At 72.9% G+C, this 19,826-nt stretch carries 19 protein-coding genes; 9 read left to right on the forward strand and 10 right to left on the reverse strand.

Annotated elements, in window-relative coordinates; genetic code table 11:
- Positions 1 to 30 precede the first annotated feature (30 nt).
- Both OJ962_RS14720 and OJ962_RS14725 read right to left on the reverse strand, forming a co-directional pair.
- Positions 31 to 3,522, reverse strand: a complete 3,492-nt coding sequence (locus OJ962_RS14720) for a serine/threonine-protein kinase (RefSeq protein WP_202957379.1) — start codon at positions 3,520 to 3,522, stop codon at positions 31 to 33.
- Between the two features lie 58 nt (positions 3,523 to 3,580).
- Entirely contained in the window at positions 3,581 to 4,957 is a 1,377-nt protein-coding gene (locus OJ962_RS14725; protein ID WP_202957378.1) for an NCS2 family permease, read from the reverse strand.
- 117 nt (positions 4,958 to 5,074) lie between these two features.
- Between OJ962_RS14725 and OJ962_RS14730 the strand changes: the two genes are divergently transcribed.
- From OJ962_RS14730 to OJ962_RS14745, 4 genes are read left to right on the forward strand one after another with little or no spacing between them, the layout of a single operon-like run.
- Positions 5,075 to 5,656: a class I SAM-dependent methyltransferase gene (locus OJ962_RS14730; protein ID WP_202957662.1), complete on the forward strand. Its 582-nt coding sequence runs from the start codon at positions 5,075 to 5,077 to the stop codon at positions 5,654 to 5,656.
- A 29-nt stretch (positions 5,657 to 5,685) separates the two neighbouring features.
- Complete coding sequence (locus tag OJ962_RS14735) at positions 5,686 to 6,168, forward strand: VOC family protein (protein ID WP_202957377.1); 483 nt, start codon at positions 5,686 to 5,688, stop codon at positions 6,166 to 6,168.
- Between the two features lie 9 nt (positions 6,169 to 6,177).
- The gene (locus OJ962_RS14740) at positions 6,178 to 6,582 is read left to right on the forward strand and encodes a hypothetical protein (RefSeq protein WP_202957376.1); all 405 of its coding nucleotides are present in this window, start codon (positions 6,178 to 6,180) and stop codon (positions 6,580 to 6,582) included.
- Positions 6,583 to 6,593: 11 nt separating this feature from the next.
- Positions 6,594 to 6,794, forward strand: coding sequence for a hypothetical protein (locus OJ962_RS14745; RefSeq protein WP_202957375.1), 201 nt, complete (start codon positions 6,594 to 6,596; stop codon positions 6,792 to 6,794).
- 165 nt (positions 6,795 to 6,959) lie between these two features.
- Here the strand turns inward: OJ962_RS14745 and OJ962_RS14750 are convergent, their stop codons facing one another.
- A complete protein-coding gene (locus OJ962_RS14750) occupies positions 6,960 to 8,327 on the reverse strand; it encodes an aspartate aminotransferase family protein (protein ID WP_202957374.1) in 1,368 nt (455 codons plus the stop codon).
- An 81-nt stretch (positions 8,328 to 8,408) separates the two neighbouring features.
- Here OJ962_RS14750 and OJ962_RS14755 point away from each other — a divergent pair, with 81 nt between their 5' ends.
- Together OJ962_RS14755 and OJ962_RS14760 are read left to right on the forward strand one after the other, a co-directional pair.
- Positions 8,409 to 8,864, forward strand: a complete 456-nt coding sequence (locus OJ962_RS14755) for an NAD(P)-binding protein (RefSeq protein ID WP_202957373.1) — start codon at positions 8,409 to 8,411, stop codon at positions 8,862 to 8,864.
- A 57-nt stretch (positions 8,865 to 8,921) separates the two neighbouring features.
- Entirely contained in the window at positions 8,922 to 9,218 is a 297-nt protein-coding gene (locus tag OJ962_RS14760; RefSeq protein ID WP_202957372.1) for a hypothetical protein, read from the forward strand.
- On the opposite strand, the gene OJ962_RS14765 is transcribed toward OJ962_RS14760, so the two are convergent.
- Both OJ962_RS14765 and OJ962_RS14770 read right to left on the reverse strand, forming a co-directional pair.
- Entirely contained in the window at positions 9,199 to 10,971 is a 1,773-nt protein-coding gene (locus OJ962_RS14765) for an alpha/beta hydrolase (protein ID WP_202957371.1), read from the reverse strand. The genes OJ962_RS14760 and OJ962_RS14765 overlap by 20 nt on opposite strands.
- A gap of 86 nt (positions 10,972 to 11,057) precedes the next feature.
- Complete coding sequence (locus OJ962_RS14770; RefSeq protein ID WP_202957370.1) at positions 11,058 to 11,708, reverse strand: DUF305 domain-containing protein; 651 nt, start codon at positions 11,706 to 11,708, stop codon at positions 11,058 to 11,060.
- 205 nt (positions 11,709 to 11,913) lie between these two features.
- Here OJ962_RS14770 and OJ962_RS14775 point away from each other — a divergent pair, with 205 nt between their 5' ends.
- On the forward strand, positions 11,914 to 13,953 hold the full coding sequence (locus OJ962_RS14775; protein WP_270006432.1) for an LVIVD repeat-containing protein: 2,040 nt from the start codon (positions 11,914 to 11,916) through the stop codon (positions 13,951 to 13,953).
- Positions 13,954 to 14,030: 77 nt separating this feature from the next.
- Here the strand turns inward: OJ962_RS14775 and OJ962_RS14780 are convergent, their stop codons facing one another.
- The 4 genes from OJ962_RS14780 to OJ962_RS14795 all read right to left on the reverse strand — a co-directional run bounded on the left by OJ962_RS14780 (position 14,031) and on the right by OJ962_RS14795 (position 16,637).
- The gene (locus OJ962_RS14780) at positions 14,031 to 14,750 is read right to left on the reverse strand and encodes a metallophosphoesterase family protein (RefSeq protein ID WP_202957368.1); all 720 of its coding nucleotides are present in this window, start codon (positions 14,748 to 14,750) and stop codon (positions 14,031 to 14,033) included.
- The gene (locus OJ962_RS14785; RefSeq protein ID WP_202957367.1) at positions 14,728 to 15,468 is read right to left on the reverse strand and encodes an alpha/beta fold hydrolase; all 741 of its coding nucleotides are present in this window, start codon (positions 15,466 to 15,468) and stop codon (positions 14,728 to 14,730) included. Before OJ962_RS14785 ends, OJ962_RS14780 begins: the two co-directional genes overlap by 23 nt.
- A 63-nt stretch (positions 15,469 to 15,531) precedes the next feature.
- Positions 15,532 to 16,110 (reverse strand): ArsR/SmtB family transcription factor, encoded by a 579-nt coding sequence (locus tag OJ962_RS14790; RefSeq protein ID WP_202957366.1) that lies wholly within the window; start codon positions 16,108 to 16,110, stop codon positions 15,532 to 15,534.
- A gap of 83 nt (positions 16,111 to 16,193) precedes the next feature.
- Positions 16,194 to 16,637 carry a hypothetical protein gene (locus tag OJ962_RS14795; protein WP_202957365.1) on the reverse strand — a complete coding sequence of 148 codons (444 nt, stop codon included), beginning with the start codon at positions 16,635 to 16,637 and terminating at the stop codon, positions 16,194 to 16,196.
- Between the two features lie 108 nt (positions 16,638 to 16,745).
- Between OJ962_RS14795 and OJ962_RS14800 the strand changes: the two genes are divergently transcribed.
- Entirely contained in the window at positions 16,746 to 17,099 is a 354-nt protein-coding gene (locus OJ962_RS14800) for a hypothetical protein (protein ID WP_202957364.1), read from the forward strand.
- Here the strand turns inward: OJ962_RS14800 and OJ962_RS14805 are convergent.
- Positions 17,074 to 17,739 carry a GntR family transcriptional regulator gene (locus OJ962_RS14805; RefSeq protein WP_202957363.1) on the reverse strand — a complete coding sequence of 222 codons (666 nt, stop codon included), beginning with the start codon at positions 17,737 to 17,739 and terminating at the stop codon, positions 17,074 to 17,076. The two genes, OJ962_RS14800 and OJ962_RS14805, sit on opposite strands and share 26 nt — an antisense overlap.
- Positions 17,740 to 17,802: 63 nt before the next feature.
- Between OJ962_RS14805 and OJ962_RS14810 the strand changes: the two genes are divergently transcribed.
- The coding region (locus OJ962_RS14810; RefSeq protein ID WP_270006433.1) for an AAA family ATPase at positions 17,803 to 19,826 on the forward strand (2,024 nt) is incomplete at its 3' end.

A 19,826-nucleotide genomic window follows, 5' to 3' on the forward strand; every position in this document is an offset into this window, starting at 1 on the left:
GCGGCGGCCCGCCCACCATTGGGAATGACCCTAGGTGCCCCCTATCTGTGTGGCCGCCATCCCTGAGTCGCCCCTGATGGCGGCCCTGGTCATCCGCAGCATCGACGGGATGGCGGCGTTGCGCGCGAGCGCGCGCTCGAAGTGCGCGTCGGCGGCCGCGGGATCACTCGCGAGCATCCCGAGGAAGCGCTCCACCGACCCCCAGCACGCGACGATCCCGATCACCAGGTTGCGGTCACGGTAGGGGAGCAGGAGCTCGTAGAGGACGCGGGCGCGCGCGCTGTCGCCGAGCATCGTGCACACGTGCGTGAGCACGGCCATCGCGCCCATCCACAGCATGTCGCGCGGGATCGAGGCGAAGTCGTCGGCCGCGAAGCGCTCGAAGATCGCCGCGCCTGCCTCACGTTCGCCGGCCTGCAGGTGCGCGAGCGCGAGCACGGGCAGGTTGACGACCAGCTGCGGGTCGCTCTGGATCTGAGCGGCGAGCGCGGGGGCGAACGCGCCGAGCGTGCCGGTGCGGTACGCGAGCCCGGCGTGCTGGCCGGCGGACTCGACGTCCACCTCGGGACGGCGGGCGCGGACGCCGAGCTCGTGCGCGACGGCGATGAGGTCCGGCACCTCGTCGAGCCGGTCCTCGATCATCGCCCAGATCACGTTCCAGCGCGCCGCGCGGTAGCGGTAGATCGGCTGGCCGAGGCGGTCCGCCAGCTCGCGCAGCGTCAGCAACCAGCCGTGGGCGGCGTCGAGGTCGAACAGCTCCAGCGAGTCGTACAGGCGCCACTGCAGGCCGAGCACGAGGAGCTCCGGCTCGTCGATGCGGACCGCCAGCTCCGAGAACGCGTTCGCGATCTCCAGCCGCTCCTCGGCTTCGGCGGTGAGCAGCAGCGCGGTGTGCCGGCTCTCGAGCGCGTTCAGCAGCGCGAGCGGGTCGTCGCCGGCGCGGGCCAGCTCGAGCGCGCGGGCCGTGAGCGCCGCGACGCGCTCCTGCTGGCCCGTGAAGTGCAGCGCGTTGGCCAGCCGGGTGAGCAGGCGGGCGGTGAGCGGGCTCTCTTCGTCGCCGAGTGCGGCGAGCGCGTGTTCGAGCAGCTCGATGGCGGGATAGTCGACCGCGCCCGCGTGCGCGTAGTTGCCGAAGCGGCCGAGCGCGGCCTCCGCCAGCAGCGTCGGCTCGTGGTTGCGCTGCGCGAGCTCTGCCGCTTCCATGAACGCGTCGTCGGCCTCCGGGTCGTAGAGGCGCGCGGCGGACGTGCCGAGGCCGATCAGCAGCCGGGCGCGCCGCGGCTCGTCCCCTTGCCCGAGGCGTTCGAGGGCGGCGACGTAGTGGTTCTTGGCCTCGAAGTCGGCGAGCGCGTCCGAGGCCGCGGCGGCCGCGCGCTCGGAGAAGTCCACGGCCTTGCCCTCGCGGTCCAGGTGGCGGCTCTCGACGTAGTGGTACGCGAGCTCGGCGGGCGTCGCGAGGTCAAGTTGCTCGAGCGCCTGCGCGATCCGGTGGTGCATGCGCACGCGCCGCGACGCGGACTGGCGCTCGTACAGCGTCTCGCGCACGAGCGCGTGGGTGAACGCGAAGCGGTCGGCGTCGTCCGGGACCTCGCGCACGAGCCCGGCCTCGTCGGCTTCCTCGAGGGCGGTGATCAGCCGCTCCACCGGTTCGTCCAGCAGCGTCTCCAGCACCTCGAGCCGGAACTCGCGACCCACGACCGACGCCGCCGTGAGCACGGCGGTGGTCGTCTCCGACAGGCGCGCGAGCCGCGTGCCGATCAGCTCCTTCACGCTCTCCGGCACCGGGACGAGCCGCAGGGTCTCGTCGCGCAGCTCGGGCTCGTCGGCGAGGCTGCGCAGCGTCTCCTTGATGAAGAACGGGTTGCCTTCCGTGCCCTCATGGAGGCGGACGATGAACGACCCGCTGGCGCGGCGGTCGGCGGCCGCGACGAGCTCGCCGGTCTCGGCGTCGTCGAGGCCCGTGAGCGCGACGCGCTCGAAGCCCGGGTCGCGGTACAGCCGCGCGAGCAGCGCCGTCAGCTCGTCCGCGCGGTGCTCGCCCGCGGCGCGGATCGTGCCGATGATCAGCAGCGGCGTCGGCTCGACGTCCTGCAGCAGGTGGCCGAGCAGCAGCGCCGTGGAGGTGTCCGCCCAGTGCAGGTCGTCGAGGATCAGGACGGTGGGCGCGTCGCGCGCCGCTCGGGCCAGGACGCGGGTGACGGCCTCGAACAGGCGGTAGCGGCGTGTCTCGCCGTCCTCGGCGGCGGGTTCGCGCAGCTCGGGCAGATGGCGGCGCAGCGCGGGGACCAGGCGCGCGAGCTCGCTCAGCTCCGGGCCGAGCTCGGGCGGGAACTCGAGCGTCGCGCGGTGGGCCATGAAGTGCTGGACGGCGGTGACGAACGGCTGGTACGGGACGAGCGACTCCGCGTCGTTGCGGCCGTAGAGGATGGTCGCGCCGGCGGCGTGCGCCTCGTGCGCGAACTCGACGGCCAGGCGCGTCTTGCCGATCCCGGGATCGCCGCTGACGAGCACGAACTGGCGCGCCCCGGCCGCGGCCCTGTTCCAGCGGGCGCGCAGGTGGTCGAGCGCGCCGGCGCGGCCGACGAAGCGCCCGCTCTCGAGCTCGCTCACGAGCGCGCCCTGCAGCGGGAGGCCGGCACTGGGCGCGGCCGGGGCGGGCCACGACCAGCTCGACGGGGTGCGCACGAGCGACGGGTGGTCGACGGCGGCGAGCGCGGCGCGGGCGAGGTCACCGGCGCTGGCGTAGCGGGCTTCCGGCTCCTTCGCCATCGCGACGGCGATCACCTGGTCGAGCGCGGGCGGCGCCTCCGGGACGAGCGCGGTCACCGACGGCGGTGGGTCCTTGAAGTGGGCGAAGAGCGTCGCGCCGACCGAGTCGCGCGGGAACGGGACGCGGCCCGTGAGCGCCTGGAAGAGCACGCAGCCGAGCGCGTACACGTCCGTGCGCGCGTCCACCGGGCGGCCGTCCAGTTGCTCGGGCGCGGCGTAGTCGAAGGTGCCGATCACGGTCCCGGGCTTGGTCACCTGCGTGTCGGCGCCCTCGATGTGCTTGATCAGGCCGAAGTCGGTGAGCAGCGCGTGCTCGCCCTCGACCAGGACGTTGGCCGGCTTGACGTCGCGGTGGACGAGACCGCGCGCGTGCGCGGCGTCCAGCGCCGCCGCGACCTGGCCGACGATCAGCGCGGCGCGGGTGGGAGCGAGCCGGGTCTCGGTCATCACCAGGCGGGCGAGGTCGACGCCGTCGACGAACCGCATGGTCACGTACAGCAGCCCGTCCTCCTCGCCCGCGTGGTAGATCGGGACCACGTTCGGGTGCTGGACGGACGCGGCGGCCTCGAACTCGTGCCGGAAGCGGGCGCGGAACTCGGGATCGGCCGAGACGCTCGGCGCGATGACCTTGAGCGCCACCTCGCGCTTGAGCGGGACGTGCAGCGCCCGGTAGACGATGCCCATGCCCCCGCGACCCGCGACGCCGCGGATCACGTGGTCGGCGAACGTCGCCCCGATCGCCAGCTCGTCCATGGGCTCGTCTCTATCAGCCGCTCGCCCGCGACGCAATCATCGGGGCCCGACGGACCCTTTAGAATACGTTGGCCGACAGCCAGTCGGAGGCGAAGAACGCGAGGAAGAGCGGGACGAGCGCCCACATCAGCGGGTGGACCCGGCTCGCTCGGCCGGTGCCCGCCATCACGAGGACGTAGCTGAGGATGCCGAGGCCGATGCCCGCCGCGATCGAGAACGTCAGCGGCACGCCGGCGATCACGAAGAAGGCGGGGATCGCGGCCTCCGGGCGGCTCCAGTCGATGTCCGCCACCAGCCGGATCATCAGGAAGCCGATCATGATCAACGCGGGCGCGACGGCCGGGTGCGTCTCCTGCTGCGCGCCCTCCGGGCCGATCAGCACGGTCTGCGCGACCACGGTGATCAGCGGCACGAGGAAGATGGTGAGCAGGAAGCAGCCGGCGGTGACGACCGACGCCAGGCCCGTCCGCGCGCCCTCCGCGACGCCCGCCCCGGACTCCACGTACGTGGTGTTGGAGGACGTGCCGAGTACGCCGCCGCCCGCCGCCGCGACCGAGTCCACGAGCAGCAGGCGCTTGAGCCGGGGCGGCTGACCGTTCTCGTCCAGCAGGTTGCCGGCACTGGAGACCGCGACCGCCGTCCCGATCGTGTCGAAGAAGTCGGTCACGAACAGCACGAAGATGAGCGGGACCAGGGCCCAGGTGAGCGCGTCGAGCAGGTTGTCGGGCGCCAGCGCGTCGCCGATCGTCGAGAAGTCGTCCCCCTGCGGGAGACGCGCGATGCTGTCCGGCCCCTCGAGCACGCCGAAGACGAGGCCGACGACGGTCGAGACCGCGATGCCGATCAACAGCGAGCCTTTGACGTTGCGCGCCGCCAGCACGATCATCGTCAGCAGGCCGGCGAGCGCGACCAGCGGCGGGCCGGCCGTGATGTCCCCCAGCTCGATGCCGGTCGCGGGCGAGTTGACGGTGATGCCGGCGTCGCGCAGGCCGACGAGCGTGATGAACAGACCGATGCCGACCCCGATCGAGAGCTTGATCTCGTGCGGGACCGCGCGCATGATCGCCTCCCGCAGACCCGCGAGAACCAGCACGATCGCGAGCACGCCCTCGATCACGATGCAGGCCATCGCGACCTGCCAGGGGACGCCCTCGCCCCCGACGATCTGGAACGCGACGACGGCGTTGATGCCGAGGCCCGCGGCGATCGCGAACGGCAGGTTGGTCGCCAGCCCCATCGCCAGGGTGAACACCGCCGCGCCCAGCGCCGTGGCGACCGTGACGGCCTCGACGGGCATGTCCGCGGCGCTCAGGATCGCGGGGTTGACGACGACGATGTAGGCCATCGTCAGGAACGTCACGACCCCGCCGAGGACCTCGGTGCGGACGGTCGATCCACGCTCACGAATCTGGAAATGACGCTCGAGGGCGGACATCGCGGATGACGCTACAACGAGCACCGGCGGTAGCGGGAGGGACCGACGGTCGGAACGTACGCGAAGACACGTCGAGTGGGAGCGGAGCATCCACGGTTCGCGCGCGTGTATCCGGCGATGGCCGCGCGGGCGGACCGGCGCGGGGCGGCCGGGCACCGGCGGCGGTTGCTCGCGGGGCTGAGCGGTCGCGTGGTGGAGGTCGGCGCCGGCAACGGGCGCAACTTCGTGCACTACCCGCCGGAGGTGCTCGAGGTGGTCGCGATCGAGCCCGAGCCGACGTTGCGGGCGCTCGCCGAGGAGGCCGAGCGCGCGGTGCCCGTGCGGGTCCGCGACGGGTACGCGGACGAGCTGCCGCTGGCCGACGGCGAGGTGGACGCGGCGGTCGTCAGCCTCGTGCTCTGCAGCGTCCCCGACCAGGCGCGGGCGCTGGCGGAGGTCCGGCGCGTCGTGCGCCCGGGCGGGCAGCTGCGCTTCTACGAGCACGTGGTCCCGCCCGCCCAGCCCAAGCGGGCGCTGTTCGGGCTCGCGGACCGCACCGGGCTGTGGCCGAAGGTCGGCGCGGGCTGCCACCTCGCGCGCGACACGGCGGCGGCGATCACGGCCGCCGGATTCGCGATCGAGCGCTGCGAGCGGCTCGAGTTCCGCGCCGCGCCGCTGGAACCGCGGCTGTCGTACATCCTCGGCTGCGCGCACCGATGAGTTCCTGCAGCGCGTGACGTTTCACTGGCATGGACGCACAGCGCATCACCACCAGCCTCTGGTTCGACACGCAGGCCGTCGAGGCCGCGGAGTTCTACTGCTCGATCTTCGAGGACGCGCGGATCGTCAGCCGCGCGGACTACCCCGAGGGCACCGACAAGGCGGGCACGCCGATGGTCGTCGAGTTGGAGCTGCTCGGGCAGCGCTTCATCGCCATCAACGGCGGGCCGCAGTTCACCTTCAACGAGGCGATCTCGCTCGCGGTCGAGTGCTCCGACCAGGAGGAGATCGACCGCTACTGGGAGCGCCTGACCGACGGCGGCGAGGAGGGCGCGTGCGGGTGGCTCAAGGACCGCTACGGGCTCTCCTGGCAGATCAAGCCGCGCCACATGAGCCGCTTCTTCACCGGCGGCGGCGAGCCCGCCGCGCGCGCAGCGCAGGCGATGTTCGGCATGCGCAAGCTCGACATCGCCGCGCTGGAGGCGGCGCACGCAGGGCCGGTGCACGCTTAGCTGAGCGGTGTGAGCCGGCTCACCCAGCACCATGACTTCGGGCCGTTCCTGCGCGACCCGTGGGCCATCGCCGTGATCGACCGCACGGTACAGGAGCTCGCGGACGCGCACGGCTGGACCTGGGAGGCGGTCGAGGAGGAGGGCCTGGGCCTGATGTTCTACGTCGCGCTCGCGTGGGAGGGAGTGCCGCGCTTCCTGCTGAGCGCGAGCGACGTCTATCCGGGCGACGGCGTAGGCGTCGAGGTGGCTTCGAGCGAGAACCACGCGAGCGCCCGCGCCGACCTGCTCACCGAGCTCGGCGCGGACGCGGACCTGTTTCTCGCCATCAGCGAGGGCGGCGTGTGGTTCGCGCGCTGGGACGCGCCGCACACGTCCGGCGAGCGCCCGCCGACCGCGCGCCCCCGCGCGGGCTAGAGTCGGCCGCGATGATCAACGACCGCCGCGACGAGATGGACCTCGCCGAGCTCGTCGAGGAGCTCGAGCTCTCGCACCCCGAGAAGGTCGCCGACTTCGAACGCCGCCATCCGGACGCGATGGCGGCGGTCGCCGACGACGACCTCGACGCCTGCGACCCCGACGATCTCGACGACCTCGCGCGCGACCTGCGCAACCTGCTGCGCGTGTGAGGCGGTTCAGCCCCGAGGGTGATCCACGAACCTGCCGCAGAGCGCAACCATGGGCACCACTCCCATGACCTCCAGCTCCCCACAGCCCACCAAGACCCGCCCGGCCGTGACGTCGGCGTCCAGCCAGCGCGAGCTCGTCGCGCTGTCGCTGCTGCTCTGCGGCCGCTAGCGCGCGGTGACCTCGCGCGCGAAGGTCTCGAACGCGTCGACGTAGCGCTGCCGGTCCGCGCCTGAGTGCATCACCGACAGCGTCCACTCCTCGTCCTGGCCGGGCGTCATGAACACGCCGCGGTTCATGTGGAACAGCCAGGCGAGGTCGGTGAGTTCGTGGTGGATCTTCGTCAGGTAGTCGCGGTACTCGAGCACCGGCTCGGGTGACATGACGACGCAGCCCTTGGAGCCCATGCCGACGGTGTGCGCCGGCAGCGCGTACGTCTCGATCACGCGGTCGCACTCGGCCATCAGCCGCTCGTTGGCGGCGTGCAACGCGCGGTAGGCGTCGTCGGTGAGCACGCGCAGGAGGGTCGCCTCGGCGGCGGCCATCGTCAGCGGGTTGCCGTTGAAGGTGCCCTGCTGCTTGACGCGCCCCTCGGCGATCAGCTCGCCGAGCGCGGCGGTCATGCCGACGGCGCCGCCCGGGAGGCCGCCGCACATCGCCTTGGCCAGGCACACGACGTCGGGCGTGACGCCGTAGAGCTCGGTCGCGCCGCCCGCGGCGACGGCCGCGCCGGTCTTGACCTCGTCGAAGATCAGCAAGGCGCCGGCCTCGTCGCACGCCGCGCGCACCGCCTCCAGATAGCCCGGGACCGGCGGCACGATGTTCACGTTCATCATCGCGGGCTCCATGATCACGCCCGCGACGCGCTCGTCGAGGACGGCGCGCAGGGCGTCCGCGTCGTTGAACGGCACCACGCGCGTCGCCTCCGCGGTGCCGGGCGCGAAGCCCTCGCCATAGGGGACGGGGACGGGCGCCGAACGCGGGCCCATGCGGTCCGGTGGCGGCTTGACCGACACCATCACGGCGTCGTGGTGCCCGTGATAGGTGCCCTCGATCTTGACCATGACGTCACGCCCGGTCGCCCCGCGCGCGAGGTGGACGGCGTCCATGGTGGACTCGGTGCCGGAGTTGGTGAAGCGCCAGGCGGGAAGGCCCCAGCGCCGCCGCAGCTCCTCGGCGACCACGATCGAGCCCTCGGTCGGCGCGGCGAAGTGCGTCCCGAGCGCCATCCGCTCGGACACGGCCGCGGCGATCACCGGGTTCGCGTGCCCGACGCACATCACGCCGAACCCGTTGTGGAAGTCCGCGTACTCGTTGCCGTCGACATCCCACACCGTGGCGCCGGACCCGTGCGAGAGATAGGTCGGCCACGGGTCGCTCGCCTGGAACCCCGAGGGCACGCCGCGCGGCATCACCGCGGCCGCGCGGGCGAACAGCTCGCCGGAGCGGACGGTGCGGGTGTGCAGGCGAGCCCGCTCGCGCTCCATCAGCTCCTTCACGCGCGCAGAATCGATGTGCGGCAGCGTCGCGGCCATGCTCGTGCACCTCCGTGGAAGGGTGAGGCGAGCCTACTCCCGGCCCAGGCAGAACCTGGTACGGATATCCCGCATACGCGGGTGGCGGTCATCGGGGCGGGGTTCGGCGGGATCGCGGCCGCGCTGGCGCTCAAGCCACGCCATGACGTGCTAATGATCGACCGCGCGCACGACGTCGGCGGGACGTGGCTGCTCAACGACTACCCGGGCGCCGCGTGCGACGTCCCGAGCCACCTGTGCTCGTTCTCGTTCGAGCAGCGCCGCGACTGGCCGCGCCTGTGCTCGCCGCGCGACGAGATCATCGCCTACATCCGCCGGCTCGCCGCCAAGCACAGGCTCGAGCCGACGCTGAGATCGCGCGAGGTCGCCGAGCTGTTCATCTTCCAGCGCACGCGCACCGACCCGGTCGTGGTGGACGGCGACGCGGTCAACGGCTACGCGGTGGACTGCATCATCTACGCGACCGGCTTCAAGGCGACCGACTTCGTGCTGCCGCTGCGGATCACCGCGCGCGGTCGCGCGCTGCAGGACGCGTAGGCGGGCGGCCCGTAGCACCCAGGCATCACGGTCCCCGGCTTCCCGAGCCTGTACCTGATGTACGGGCCGAACACGAACACCAGCGGCGGCTCGATCCTCGTGTTCCTCGACGCGCAGGGCGCGTACGTCGCGCAGGCGCTCGAGCACGGCGTGGTCGAGGTGGGCGACGAGGTCGCGGCCCGCTCGGACCGCGACCTCCAGCAGCGCTTCGACGGCACCGCCTGGACGGCGTGCCACTCCTGGGACCGCGACCCCAGCGGCCGCGTCGTCACCAGCTGGCCGGGCTACCGGCGCGAGTACCAGGCGCGCACACGGGTCTTCGATCCCGCCGAGTTCAGCTCCCTCGCACCGTGAACGTCCGGCCGCCGAGCGTGCCGGTGGCGCTCGTGCGCGTGAACCGGATCGTGCCCGCGGCGGCCTGCGATCCGCTCACGGTCAGCGTCCCGTTGGAGCCGCGCAGCGTGCCGGAGACGCGCACGCCGTGCACCCACTCGACGCCGTGCAGCGTCAGCGACGAGCCCTTGCCGGTGATGTAGCCCGCACGCAGGCCGGGCAGCCGGAAGGACCGCGAGGACGGGACACCCGCGGTGTCGAACGCGATGCCGGTCAACGTCACCCGCACGGCGCTGAACGTCTGGCCGGCGCTGCCGGACGTGCCGGTCGGGCGCAGGTCGGAGATCGACGCGGGGATGAACGGCGCGGATGGCAGCGCGGCGCGGTCACGGGCGCTGATGTCCGAGCAGTTGCGCACCTCCTCGCCGGTGAGGAAGGCGACGGTGTTCGTGGCCGCGCAACCGGTGAGGTCGGTGCTCAGGACGGAGTGCCCGGCCGAGCGGACGGCGACCAGGCGCGCGTTCGGGTACTGCGCCTGCGTACGGCGCGCGCTCTCCAGCGGCGTGCGCAGGTCCTGCCGGCCGGCGAGGATCAGCACCGGCACGTTCGGGCCCGCGTAGGGGACACCCTCCGGCTTGGGCGTCGGCGGCCATTGGGCGCACAGCTCCGCGAGCGAGTTGCCGAGCACGACCTCCGGGTCGAACGGCGCGAACGCCTCCGAGCGCGCGGCGACGAACGCCTTCAGCGCGTCCGTGCGGGTCGCGACGGCCGAGTCCGGCGCCCACGGCAGGCGCGCCTCCATGCACGAGGTCGCGAGCAGGCGCGAGATCGCGGTGCCCGAGCTCGAGGAGGAGCCGTCGCCGGCCGTGACCTCGACGAGGTGGATCAGCGGCGCGGCGTCGCCGTCGGCGAGCGAGGCGATCGCGGCCGGAAGCCCGGCGCGCAGCAGCGGGTTGGTGTCGCTCAGCGCGATCAGGTTGTAGAGCGCGACCTGGGAGACCCTCGCGGTGCGCACGCGCCCGCTGCGGGTCACGCGCGGACCGCGCAGCGTGTCGTCGCCCAGGCGCTCGACGGCCGCGGCGAGTGCCTCGGACGCGTCGGTCACGGTCTCGGCGCAGATGCCCGGGTAACAGACCTCCTTGAGCACGCGCGGGGCGCCGAACGTGCGCAGCTCGTCGACGCCGTCGAGCCCGTCCACAGGCGTCGGCGAGTCGAGGATGATCGCGGCGGTCTGCGCCGGATAGCGGCGCACGTACTCCTGCGCGACCTGCGTGCCGTAGGAGACGCCGAACAGCGTGAGCTTGTCGACGCCGAGCGCGGTGCGCAGGTTCTCGAGGTCGTGCGCGGTCTCGGCCGTGCTCCAGAACGCGCGCCGGTTGCCGAGCTGGGTCGCGCACGCGGCGACGTCCTCGGACTTGTCGATCTCGCAGTCGACGGCGCCGGAGCCGCCGGTGCCGCGCTGGTCGACCGCGACGATGTCGTAGGTCGAGCGCAGCGGCTCCAGCAGCTCGGCGAAGTCATTGAGGATCGGCAGAGCGGCCTGTCCCGGCCCACCGCTCAACAGGACGAGCGTGCCCGCCCGCGTACCCGTCGCGGGCAGCTTGGCGTAGGCGAGGTCGAGCGTTCCGGGCGTGCCGCCCTTGTGGTCGAGCGGGACGGTGACCTTGGCGCACTGGGCGTCTTCCGGGCATTCCTGGGCGGACGCGACCGTGGCCGGGGCAAGGGCCAGGGCCCCGAGGGCCAGTACGGCGATCTTCGCAACGCGTGACGGCATGGGGCCTTTCAGCGGACAGGTTTGAGCAGGGCGCAGCGAGCCATACCCCGGAGGCTCGCCTGCTCAAACTGCTGAAGAAAAGTCGATCAGAGGTCGGCCGCGAGCTGCGCCATGCGCTTGATCTCGATCGACTGATCGGAGTCCACGTGCATCGCGAACTGGCTGAGCTCGGGCTCGTTGCCGCCGCCGTCGGCCCACAGCTGCTGCACCATCTGGATCGCGCCCTCGTGGTGCTGGGTCATGTAGGCCAGGAACAGCTGGTCGAAGCGCTTGCCCTGCGCGTCCTGCAGCGCGTCCAGCTGCTCCTCGTTGAGCATCCCGGGCATCCGCTCGGCGCCGTGCGCGTGCTCGCCCGCCGGCTTGCCGTGCTTCTCGAGCCACTTCTTGATGAAGGCGACCTCGTCCGTCTGCGAGACCTCCATCCGCTTCGCCAGCAGCCGGACGCTCGGGCTGGACGTGCGATCCGGCACCCAGCGCGTCATCACGAGCGCCTGGTTGTGGTGATGGATCATGTCCTGGGCGAACTTGACGTCGGCCTCGTGGATCCCACCTTCCGGGGCGTCGGCTGCCGTCGCGGGCCGCTCCGGTTCGTCGGGGGTGGCCGGGATCACGGCCTGGACGGACGACGTCGCCTCGGGGGTCGGCGTCGGGTCCCCCGCCTCTTCGCCGGAACCGCCGCAGCCGGCCAGAACGGCGGCCACGACGCAGACCGTCAGCCCTGACGTTCGCACCCTCATGGCGCCAATGTACCGTCCGATTAACACCTTTGTACCGACTTCAGTTGCCAATGAGCTGCCGGTGAAGGTAGCGTTCCGAGCCTGAGGGCCCGTGCCATGAGGGGCACACCTTGATCAACTGGAGGGGGTTTTCGAACCTATGTCGCATGACGCGACGCTGAAGCGTCCCGACCGCCGGCGGTCCCGGCGGCTTCTGGGGGCCGTCGTGGGAGCGGCGCTCCTGGCGGGCATCCCGGCCGCTGCGGCTTCCGCCCAGGCGCCGGCGCCGAACTACCCGCTGACCTCGGGCGATCCGCGGATCGGTCTCGCGGCGGGTGCGGGCGACACGGCCGGCAAGGCCGCGCTCGGACTTGAGCACCTGAAGAACACGCCGCTGCCCACGACGAACCCGTCCGGGCAGCCCGCCGTCAACGGCATCAACTCGGACGCCGCCTTCCAGGGCGACTACGCGTTCGTCGGCAACTTCAGCGGCATCAACATCTACAACATCGCCAACCCGGCCGCGCCCGTGCTGGTGAAGCAGGTCTACTGCCTGGGCAGCCAGAACGACGTGTCGGTGCACGGCAACCTGCTGTTCGTGTCCGTGGAGTCCCAGAACGCCAAGCGCGACTGCACCGCGTCGACGCAGCAGGCGCCGGCAACCCCACAGAACCGCTTCCGCGGCGTCCGCATTTTCGACATCTCGGACATCAACAACCCGGTGAACCTCGGCGGCGTCGTGACGTGCCGCGGCTCGCACACGCACACGCTGCTGACGCCGAAGAGCGACCCGAACAACGTCTACATCTACGTCTCGGGCACGAGCTCGTCCTCGGCGACCGACCAGACCGCGATCGCCGGCCTGGAGTGCAACAACGCGATGGCCGACAACCCGAACTCGTCGTTCTGGCGCATCGAGGTCATCAAGGTCCCGCTCGCCAACCCGACCGCCGCGGCGGTCGTGAACCACTCGCGCCTGTTCCGCGACGAGACGACGGGCCGCATCGACGGTCTGCAGAACGCGCCGCAGACGCCGCAGCACCCGTGCGCGTCGGCCACGCCGGCCTGCACGCCGACCCCGCCGATGCAGAGCCCGAATCTGCACGGCGCCCAGTGGCAGCCGTCGCCGATCACGGACGCCTGCCACGACATCACGGTCTACGAGGAGATCGGCCTGGCCGCCGGCGCCTGCGAGGGCAACGGCCTCCTGATCGACATCTCCGACCCGGCCAACCCGAAGCGCATCGACGCCGTGGCCGACCCGCTGTTCGCCTACTGGCACGGCGCGACGTTCTCCAATGACGGCAAGGCCATCCTGTTCACGGACGAGTGGGGCGGCGGCAACTACGCCCGCTGCCGCGCGGCCGACCAGCTGAGCTGGGGCGCCGACGCCATCTACGAGATCGTCAACAAGAAGCTCGTGTTCCGCAGCTACTACAAGCTGCCGGTCGCGCAGACGACGGCCGAGAACTGCGTCTCGCACGTGGGCAACCTCGTGCCGGTGCGCGGTAAGAACATCATGATCCAGGCCTGGTACCAGGGCGGCGCCTCGCTGATCGACTGGACCGACCTGTCGAAGCCGAAGGAGATCGGCTACTTCGACCGCGGCCCGGTCGACGCCAACGGCAACCCGTCCAACGGCGGCTTCTGGTCGACCTACTGGTACAACGGCGCCATCTACGGCACCGAGATCTCGCGCGGTCTGGACACGTTCAAGCTCGCGCCGACGGCCGGTGGCCTGACCGCCGCCGACATCCGCTCCGCGGAGGCGACGCAGAAGCTCGTGCGCTCGAACCCGCAGAGCCAGGTCAGCGCCGTCTACATGGAGGCCCCGCCGGTCGAGGCGCCGGTCACGGGCAACGTGCCGGCGACGCTGTCGCTGTCGCTGGGGGCCGCGCCGGGGCTCGGCGCGTTCCAGCCTGGTGTTACGCAGGACTACTTCGGCGGTACGCAGGCGACGGTCATCTCGACCGCTGGTTCCGCGCTGCTGACCGTGTCGGATCCGTCGTCCACGAGCACCGGGCACCTGGTCAACGGCACGTTCACGATGGCTCAGCCGTTGCAGGTCCGCGCTCGGAAGTCCGGGGCCGCGGGCACGGAGTACTTCAGCCTGACCACGCCGAAGAACGTGTTCATCTGGAACGCTCCGGTGACCAACGACATGATCGAGGTCGAGTTCAAGCAGTCGGTCAAGGACACCGATCCGCTGCGGACGGGCACGTACAGCAAGACGCTGACGTTCACCCTGTCGACGACGCAGCCGTAGCCACTCGGGCACGGCGGACCTGCCCCTCGGGGCGGGTCCGCCGGTGCCTCACGGGCGACCGTAGGGTGAGGGAAGCGTCATGGGTCGTCGATCCCGAGGGCACGGGCGCGTAGACGGCCCGGCCGGGGATCGTACGGGGCGCGACGCCAGGTCGCGAGCTGCGCGGCCAGATCGAGCTCGAGCCAGAACGCGCCGTCGGCTGCCTCGGCGTCCAGCGCGGCGAACCAGCCGCGGCGAGGCGGCACGCGCGCGCCCACCGCGCCCGGGTTCAGCAGCCATTTGCCGCCGCGCAGGTCGAGCGGCTCGCCCACGCGGACCTTCACCCGGCGCCCGGGCGTGAAGGCGGCCGCGACGTGCGTGTGCGCGACCAGCCCGAGCGACGCCTTCTGCCGCGCCAGGCACGCGTCCGCGTTGGACGGGCCGACGAACTCCCACACCGGGTTGCGCGGCCCGCCGTGCCAGCACTCCACGTCCGCGCGGCGCGCCGCGGGCCGGCGGCCGCGCATCCAGGCGAGGTCGTCTTCGCCGAGCGCCTCGCGGGCGAGCTCGAGCGAGCGCGTCGCGCCGCCCAACCGCGACGGGTCGACCGAGCCGGTCGCGGCGTAGTCGTGGTTGCCCATCAGCGCGAGGAGGCAGCGCTCGCGCGTGACCCGCACGACGTACGCCGGGTCCGGCCCGCCGCCGATCATGTCCCCGAGCGACCACAGCGCGTCGACGCCCGCGCGCTCGGCGGCGGCGATCACCGCGTCGAGCGCCTCGGCGTGCGCGTGGGCGTCACCGAAGACCGCGATCCGCATTCGTGTGCCGGAGGATGGCGGACACGACGGTGTCCCAGTGCCGGCGCGGCGGGTACTCGTGGCCGGTCTCCGGCAGCACGAGCAGCGCGGCGCCCGGGATCTCGCGCGCGAGCGTCTCGCCGTGCTCGAGCGGGAAGACGGGGTCCTGCGCGCCGTGGATGACGAGCGTCGGGGTGCGCAGCGTGCCCAGGCGCGCCCGCATCGGCTCGCCCCAGTCGAACGGGGCCTCGATGAACGTGCGCACCGAGCTGGGATCGTCCGCGACGCGCTCGGCGTACGCGCGCGTGGCGGGCTCGTCGAAGCGGGGCGAGAACGGCCGCTCGGACTCGACGAGGAACTCGACCACGGCGGCGCGATCGGACCAGTCGGGCGGCTCCGGCAAGTCGTCGAACAGGCCGTCGGCGCTGTCGGGCAGTCCGTCGCCGCCGGGCGTGGTGGAGAGCAGCGTGAGCGAGTGGACTCGCTCGGGGTGGTCGAGCGCCAGCCGCAGGCCGACGAGGCCGCCGAGCGAGAGCCCGACGACGTGGGCGTCGTCGAAGCGGCGCAGCGCGTCTTCGGCGAGCGCGTCGACGCTCGCGCCGGCGAAGTCGTAGCGGATCACGAACCGTCCGCCGTCCGCGAGCCGCGTGCAGAACTCGTCCGGCCACGCGAAGCGGTTGTTGCCGGCGCCGTGGATGAGCAGGATCGCCGGGTCGGTCTTGGCTCCGAAGGTGTCCATGCGGAGCTTTGACGGCCGGACGCCGCCGAATTCATCGGCGGGCGCCCGGCCGGTGCGGTGCGTCTACGCGCGCTTGAAGTGCAGCAGCGCGAGCTCCGTCTGGAACGCGCCATCGGTTCCGCGTTTGGCGCTCTCGGCCGCGATGGCCAGCGCCTGCTCCTGCGTCTTGGCGAGCAGCTTGTTGAGCTTCTTCCAGGCGCGCTCGTCGAGCTCGAGCGGGGTGCGCGTGAGCACGACCTCGGGGTCGGTCAGCTGGTCCGCGTCGGCCGCGGCCGCCAGGTCCTCGACGAGCGCCGTGAGCGTGCCGTCGGCAAGCTCCCCGCGCAGCTGCGAGGGCAGCGTGCGCCACGTGGCGTCGTCGAGGTTCGGGCGCGCGGTGGCCTTGTAGAAGTGCTGCAGGGCGCCGCGGACGGGCTCGGTGCGGACGAGCTCGACGCAGTTGTAGTCCCGCAGCATGCGGACGTGGTAGCTGACGACGCCGAGCGGCGCGCCCAGCTCATCGGCGAGGTCACCGGGGCTGGACACGCGCTCGCCGAGTCGCTGGAGGATCTGGGCGCGGAGGGGATGGGCGAGAGCCTTGGCGATGCGGGCCTCGGAGGTCTCCCCAGAGGGCCGGCCATTCTTAGACGAAGTGCTGGGCATGGTCAACACTCAGGCTATGGCCGGTTCCTCAAGAACCTCCATGCGCTTTGTTTGATTCTCGTCAAGTCGGCGCGGTGCCGCGCTCAGGCCTCCTCGAACTTGTAGCCATTGGCCATCAGCTCCCGCTGCGCGGTCTCGAGCTCCTTGGCGCCCGCGGAGGTCTGGATGCCGTTGAGCAGCTCCGCCATCTTGGCCGTGTCCTTGGCGCGGGCGGCGTCGGCCGCGTCGTGGAACGTGGACGCGAGCGCCGACAGGCCGTTCACGATCCGGCCATGGGGCTTGGTGGCGTCGTCGGGCGGGGTGATGGCCTGCAGGTCCTTGACCGCCGTGTCGATCGCCTCGCCGCCCTCGTCGAGCTCGGCCGCGATCTGGTTCGGCTTGCCCGCGGGGTTGATCTTCGTCAGCGTCGTCGTCAGCGCGGCTTGGGCCTGGTTGACGCTGTTGACGTATTCGTTCTTGTCGGCGGTCGAGCCGCAGCCGGCCGCGAGGGCCGCCACCGCGAGCGCCAGTCCGATGATCCGCTTCATGGGTGTTCTCCGAGGTTGGGGAAGCGGCAGCGTGGACGGGCGGCGGCGCCCGGACAATCAGGGCGCCACCCTGGACTTTGGGCGGCGACCCTGTGGTAGGAAGGGGCCATGGCGCTCGAGGACATGCCCACTTCGGTCGGCTACATCACGACTGCGACCGGTGTGGCGCTCGTCGCCGCTCCGGGGCTCGCGGCTCGCCGGTTGGGGCTGCGCGGCCAGGAAGGGCCGCTGCGGCTGATCGGCGCGGCGGATCTGGCGTTGGCGCCGGGCCTCGTGCGGGGTGAGCCGCGCTGGCCGTGGATGATCGGGCGCGCGGCGCTCAACCTGGCGATGGCGGCCTACTTTCTCGGGGTGGGCCGCCGATCGCGCGAGGCGCGCTGGACCGGGTACGCGCTCCTCGGCCTGACGGTCGTGGACGGCGCGACCGGCGTCGCGCTCAGTCGGCGGACGCCCGCCGGTTGAGGATCAGCTCGAACGCGTCGCCGACGTGCCACTCCAGTGAGAGCATCACCGCGCGGCCGGGCGCGTCGTAGGCGATCTGGTCGACCTGGAGCAGCGGGCTGCCGGGGGCGATGTCCAGGCGCTGGGCGAGGTGCTCGTCCGCGAGCGTGGGCATCAGGTGGGCGGACGCGCGGCGGATCAGGTGCGTCGGGCTGGCGGTGTTCGCGGGGTGGCGGTCGCGGGAGTAGATGACCGGGCGGCCGTCGGCGAGCCGGACGCGTTCGAGCTCGGTGACCGTGTCCGCGTGCAGGTGCTCGAACTCCTCCGGCGTGGCTGCGCGGACGGTCTCCTTCAGCGTGCGAACGGTCGCGGTGTGGCCCGCGGCCTCGATCGCGGCCGCGTAGTCGACGATCGACTCGAGCGGGTGACGGCTGCGCGGCGCCTCGGCGACGTAGGTGCCCGAGCCGTGGCGGCGCGTGAGGTAGCCGGCTTCCAGCAGGCCCAGCACGGCCTCGCGGACGGTCGCGCGGCTCACGCCGAAGCGCTCGCCGAGCTTGTCCTCGTTCGGGAGCTTGTCGCCCGGCGACAGGGTGCCCAGGACGAGGTCGTCCAGCAGCCCGCGGCGCACTTGATCGACGAGTGAGAGCCGGCGGACGGTCATAAGAGGGGAGGTGGCCACACTAGCCGAGGGGAGCCGTAAAAGTCTAACGTCTGACGACTTCTCATGGCTCGTCTACATGTTCCCACCGTTGCACCGGGTCTGATCGAGCGCCACCTCGAACTGGACGCCCTGCGCTCCGCCGTCCGCGGCGGCGGCGGGATCGTCGTGTTCGAGGCGCCCGCCGGACTCGGCAAGACCACGCTGCTCGAGCAGGGCGCCGCGATGGCCGGCGCTGCGGGATGGCTCGTCCGGCGCGCCGCGCCCAGTCCGCTGGAGCGCGAGCTGCCCTACGGCGTGCTGCGCGCGTTGCTGGAGACGCCGGCCCGCGAGCGTTTGGAGGCCGCGACGGGTGCGGCCGCCGTGGCCGGGGAGTTGCTGCTGCAGGGCGTCTCGCCGCGCGACGCGTCCGGCGTGCTGCCGCTCGCGCACAGCGTGCTGTGGCTGTGCTCCGGCCTCGGGCCGCTGGCGCTCGTGATCGACGACGCGCAGTGGGCCGACCGTGAGTCGCTCGCCGTGCTGGCGTACCTCGCGCGGCGGGTCGAGGACCTTCCGCTGTTGATCCTGGTGGGCACCCGCGGGTCGTGCGACCTGCTGAGCCTGGTCGGCGGCGTCCGGGCGGCGGCCGTGCGGGCGCTGGAGCCGCTGTCGGCCGCGGGCGCCGCGCGCCTGGTCCGGCGCCACCTCGCGGACGCGCCGGGAACGCTCTGCCGCGACCTGCACCGCGCCTCCGGCGGCGTCCCGTGGCTGCTGACCGAGCTGGCCTCGGGCGACGGCGTCTCGCGCGCGCCGGTGCGCCGGCGCTTGGCTGAGCTGTCCGCGCGCGACCGGGGCGTGGCCGAGGCGGCCGCCGTCGTCGGCGACACCGCCTCCCCGCACGTGCTCGCGCGCGTCGCCGGGGTGGGCGGGCGCGAGCTCGCGCACGCCTTCGGCGCCCCGGCCGCGGCCGCGCTCGCTGTGAAGAACCGGTTCGGGCCTCCGCTGGTGTCGAGGTCGATCGCGTCCGATCTCCCGCGCGCGACGCGCGAGCGCCTGCACCGCGCGGCCGCGCGCGCGTTGACGGAGGCGGGCGCCGGCGCCCGGACCGTCGCGGCCCATCTCCTCGAATGCGCTCCGGCGGCGGACCCGGACGTGACGCGCGGGCTGATGGCGGCCGCGCACGAGGCCCGCACGGGGACGCCGCGGGGCGTGGCGGGCGTGGGGCGGGCCGGTGACGGGGGGACGCCGGGCGTCGCGGGCGTGGCGTGGGCCGGCGACGCGTCGACGAGCGCTCCTGCGGCGGGCGCCGAGCTGTCCGGCGGCGTGGCCGGCGCCGACGAGGCGGTCATGTATCTCCGGCGCGCCCTGGACGAGGGCGCATCCGGCGACGATCGGGGCGCACTGCTCGCGGCCCTCGGTACGGCCGCGTTCGACGCCGGGCTGCCCGAGGCGCGCGGCTGGCTCCTGGCAGCGGCGGACGAGTGCGGCGTGCGCACGGTCGACGTCGTCGGGCGGCTGGCGGCGTTCGGCGTGGTCGCCGGCGACTGCGACGCCGTGCTCGACGCGTTCATCGACGAGCGTGAAGAGCACGCGCGCCAGCTCGCCCGGCGGTCCGGCACGGACGTGGTCCTGCTGGCGCACCGCGCGTGGGCCGCGCTCGGGCGGCGCGACCCGGCCGCGGTGCGGCTGGCGCTCATGGCGCTCGCCGACCCGCGCCTGCTGGCCGAGGCCGACCGCCGCCGCGCGTACGAGCTGTGCGCGCGTGTGCTCGTCGTCTGCGAGCACGACGCGGCGGAGCCGGCGATCACGGCCCTGCGCGCCGCGGCGACCACCGTCGGGATGCGCGCCGCGGCCACGAGCCTCGCGGCCGAGCACGCGCTGCGGCGGGGCCGCCTGATCGAGGCCGAGCGGCTCGCCCGCACCGCGCTCGCGTTCCCGGAGCCGTTCCGCGGCGGCGCGCTGGCGCTGCTCGTCCACGCGCTGGCCGAACGCGGCGCGGTGTGCGAGGCGCACGCGGTCCTCCGCGCGGGCGCGCGCGAAGCGACGGAGTGGCGCGGCGCGGCGGCGGCGGCGCGCGGCGCGGAGTGGGGCGGGACGGCGACGGCGGGCGG

Source organism: Solirubrobacter deserti (assembly GCF_027587175.1).
GTDB lineage: Bacteria > Actinomycetota > Thermoleophilia > Solirubrobacterales > Solirubrobacteraceae > Solirubrobacter > Solirubrobacter deserti.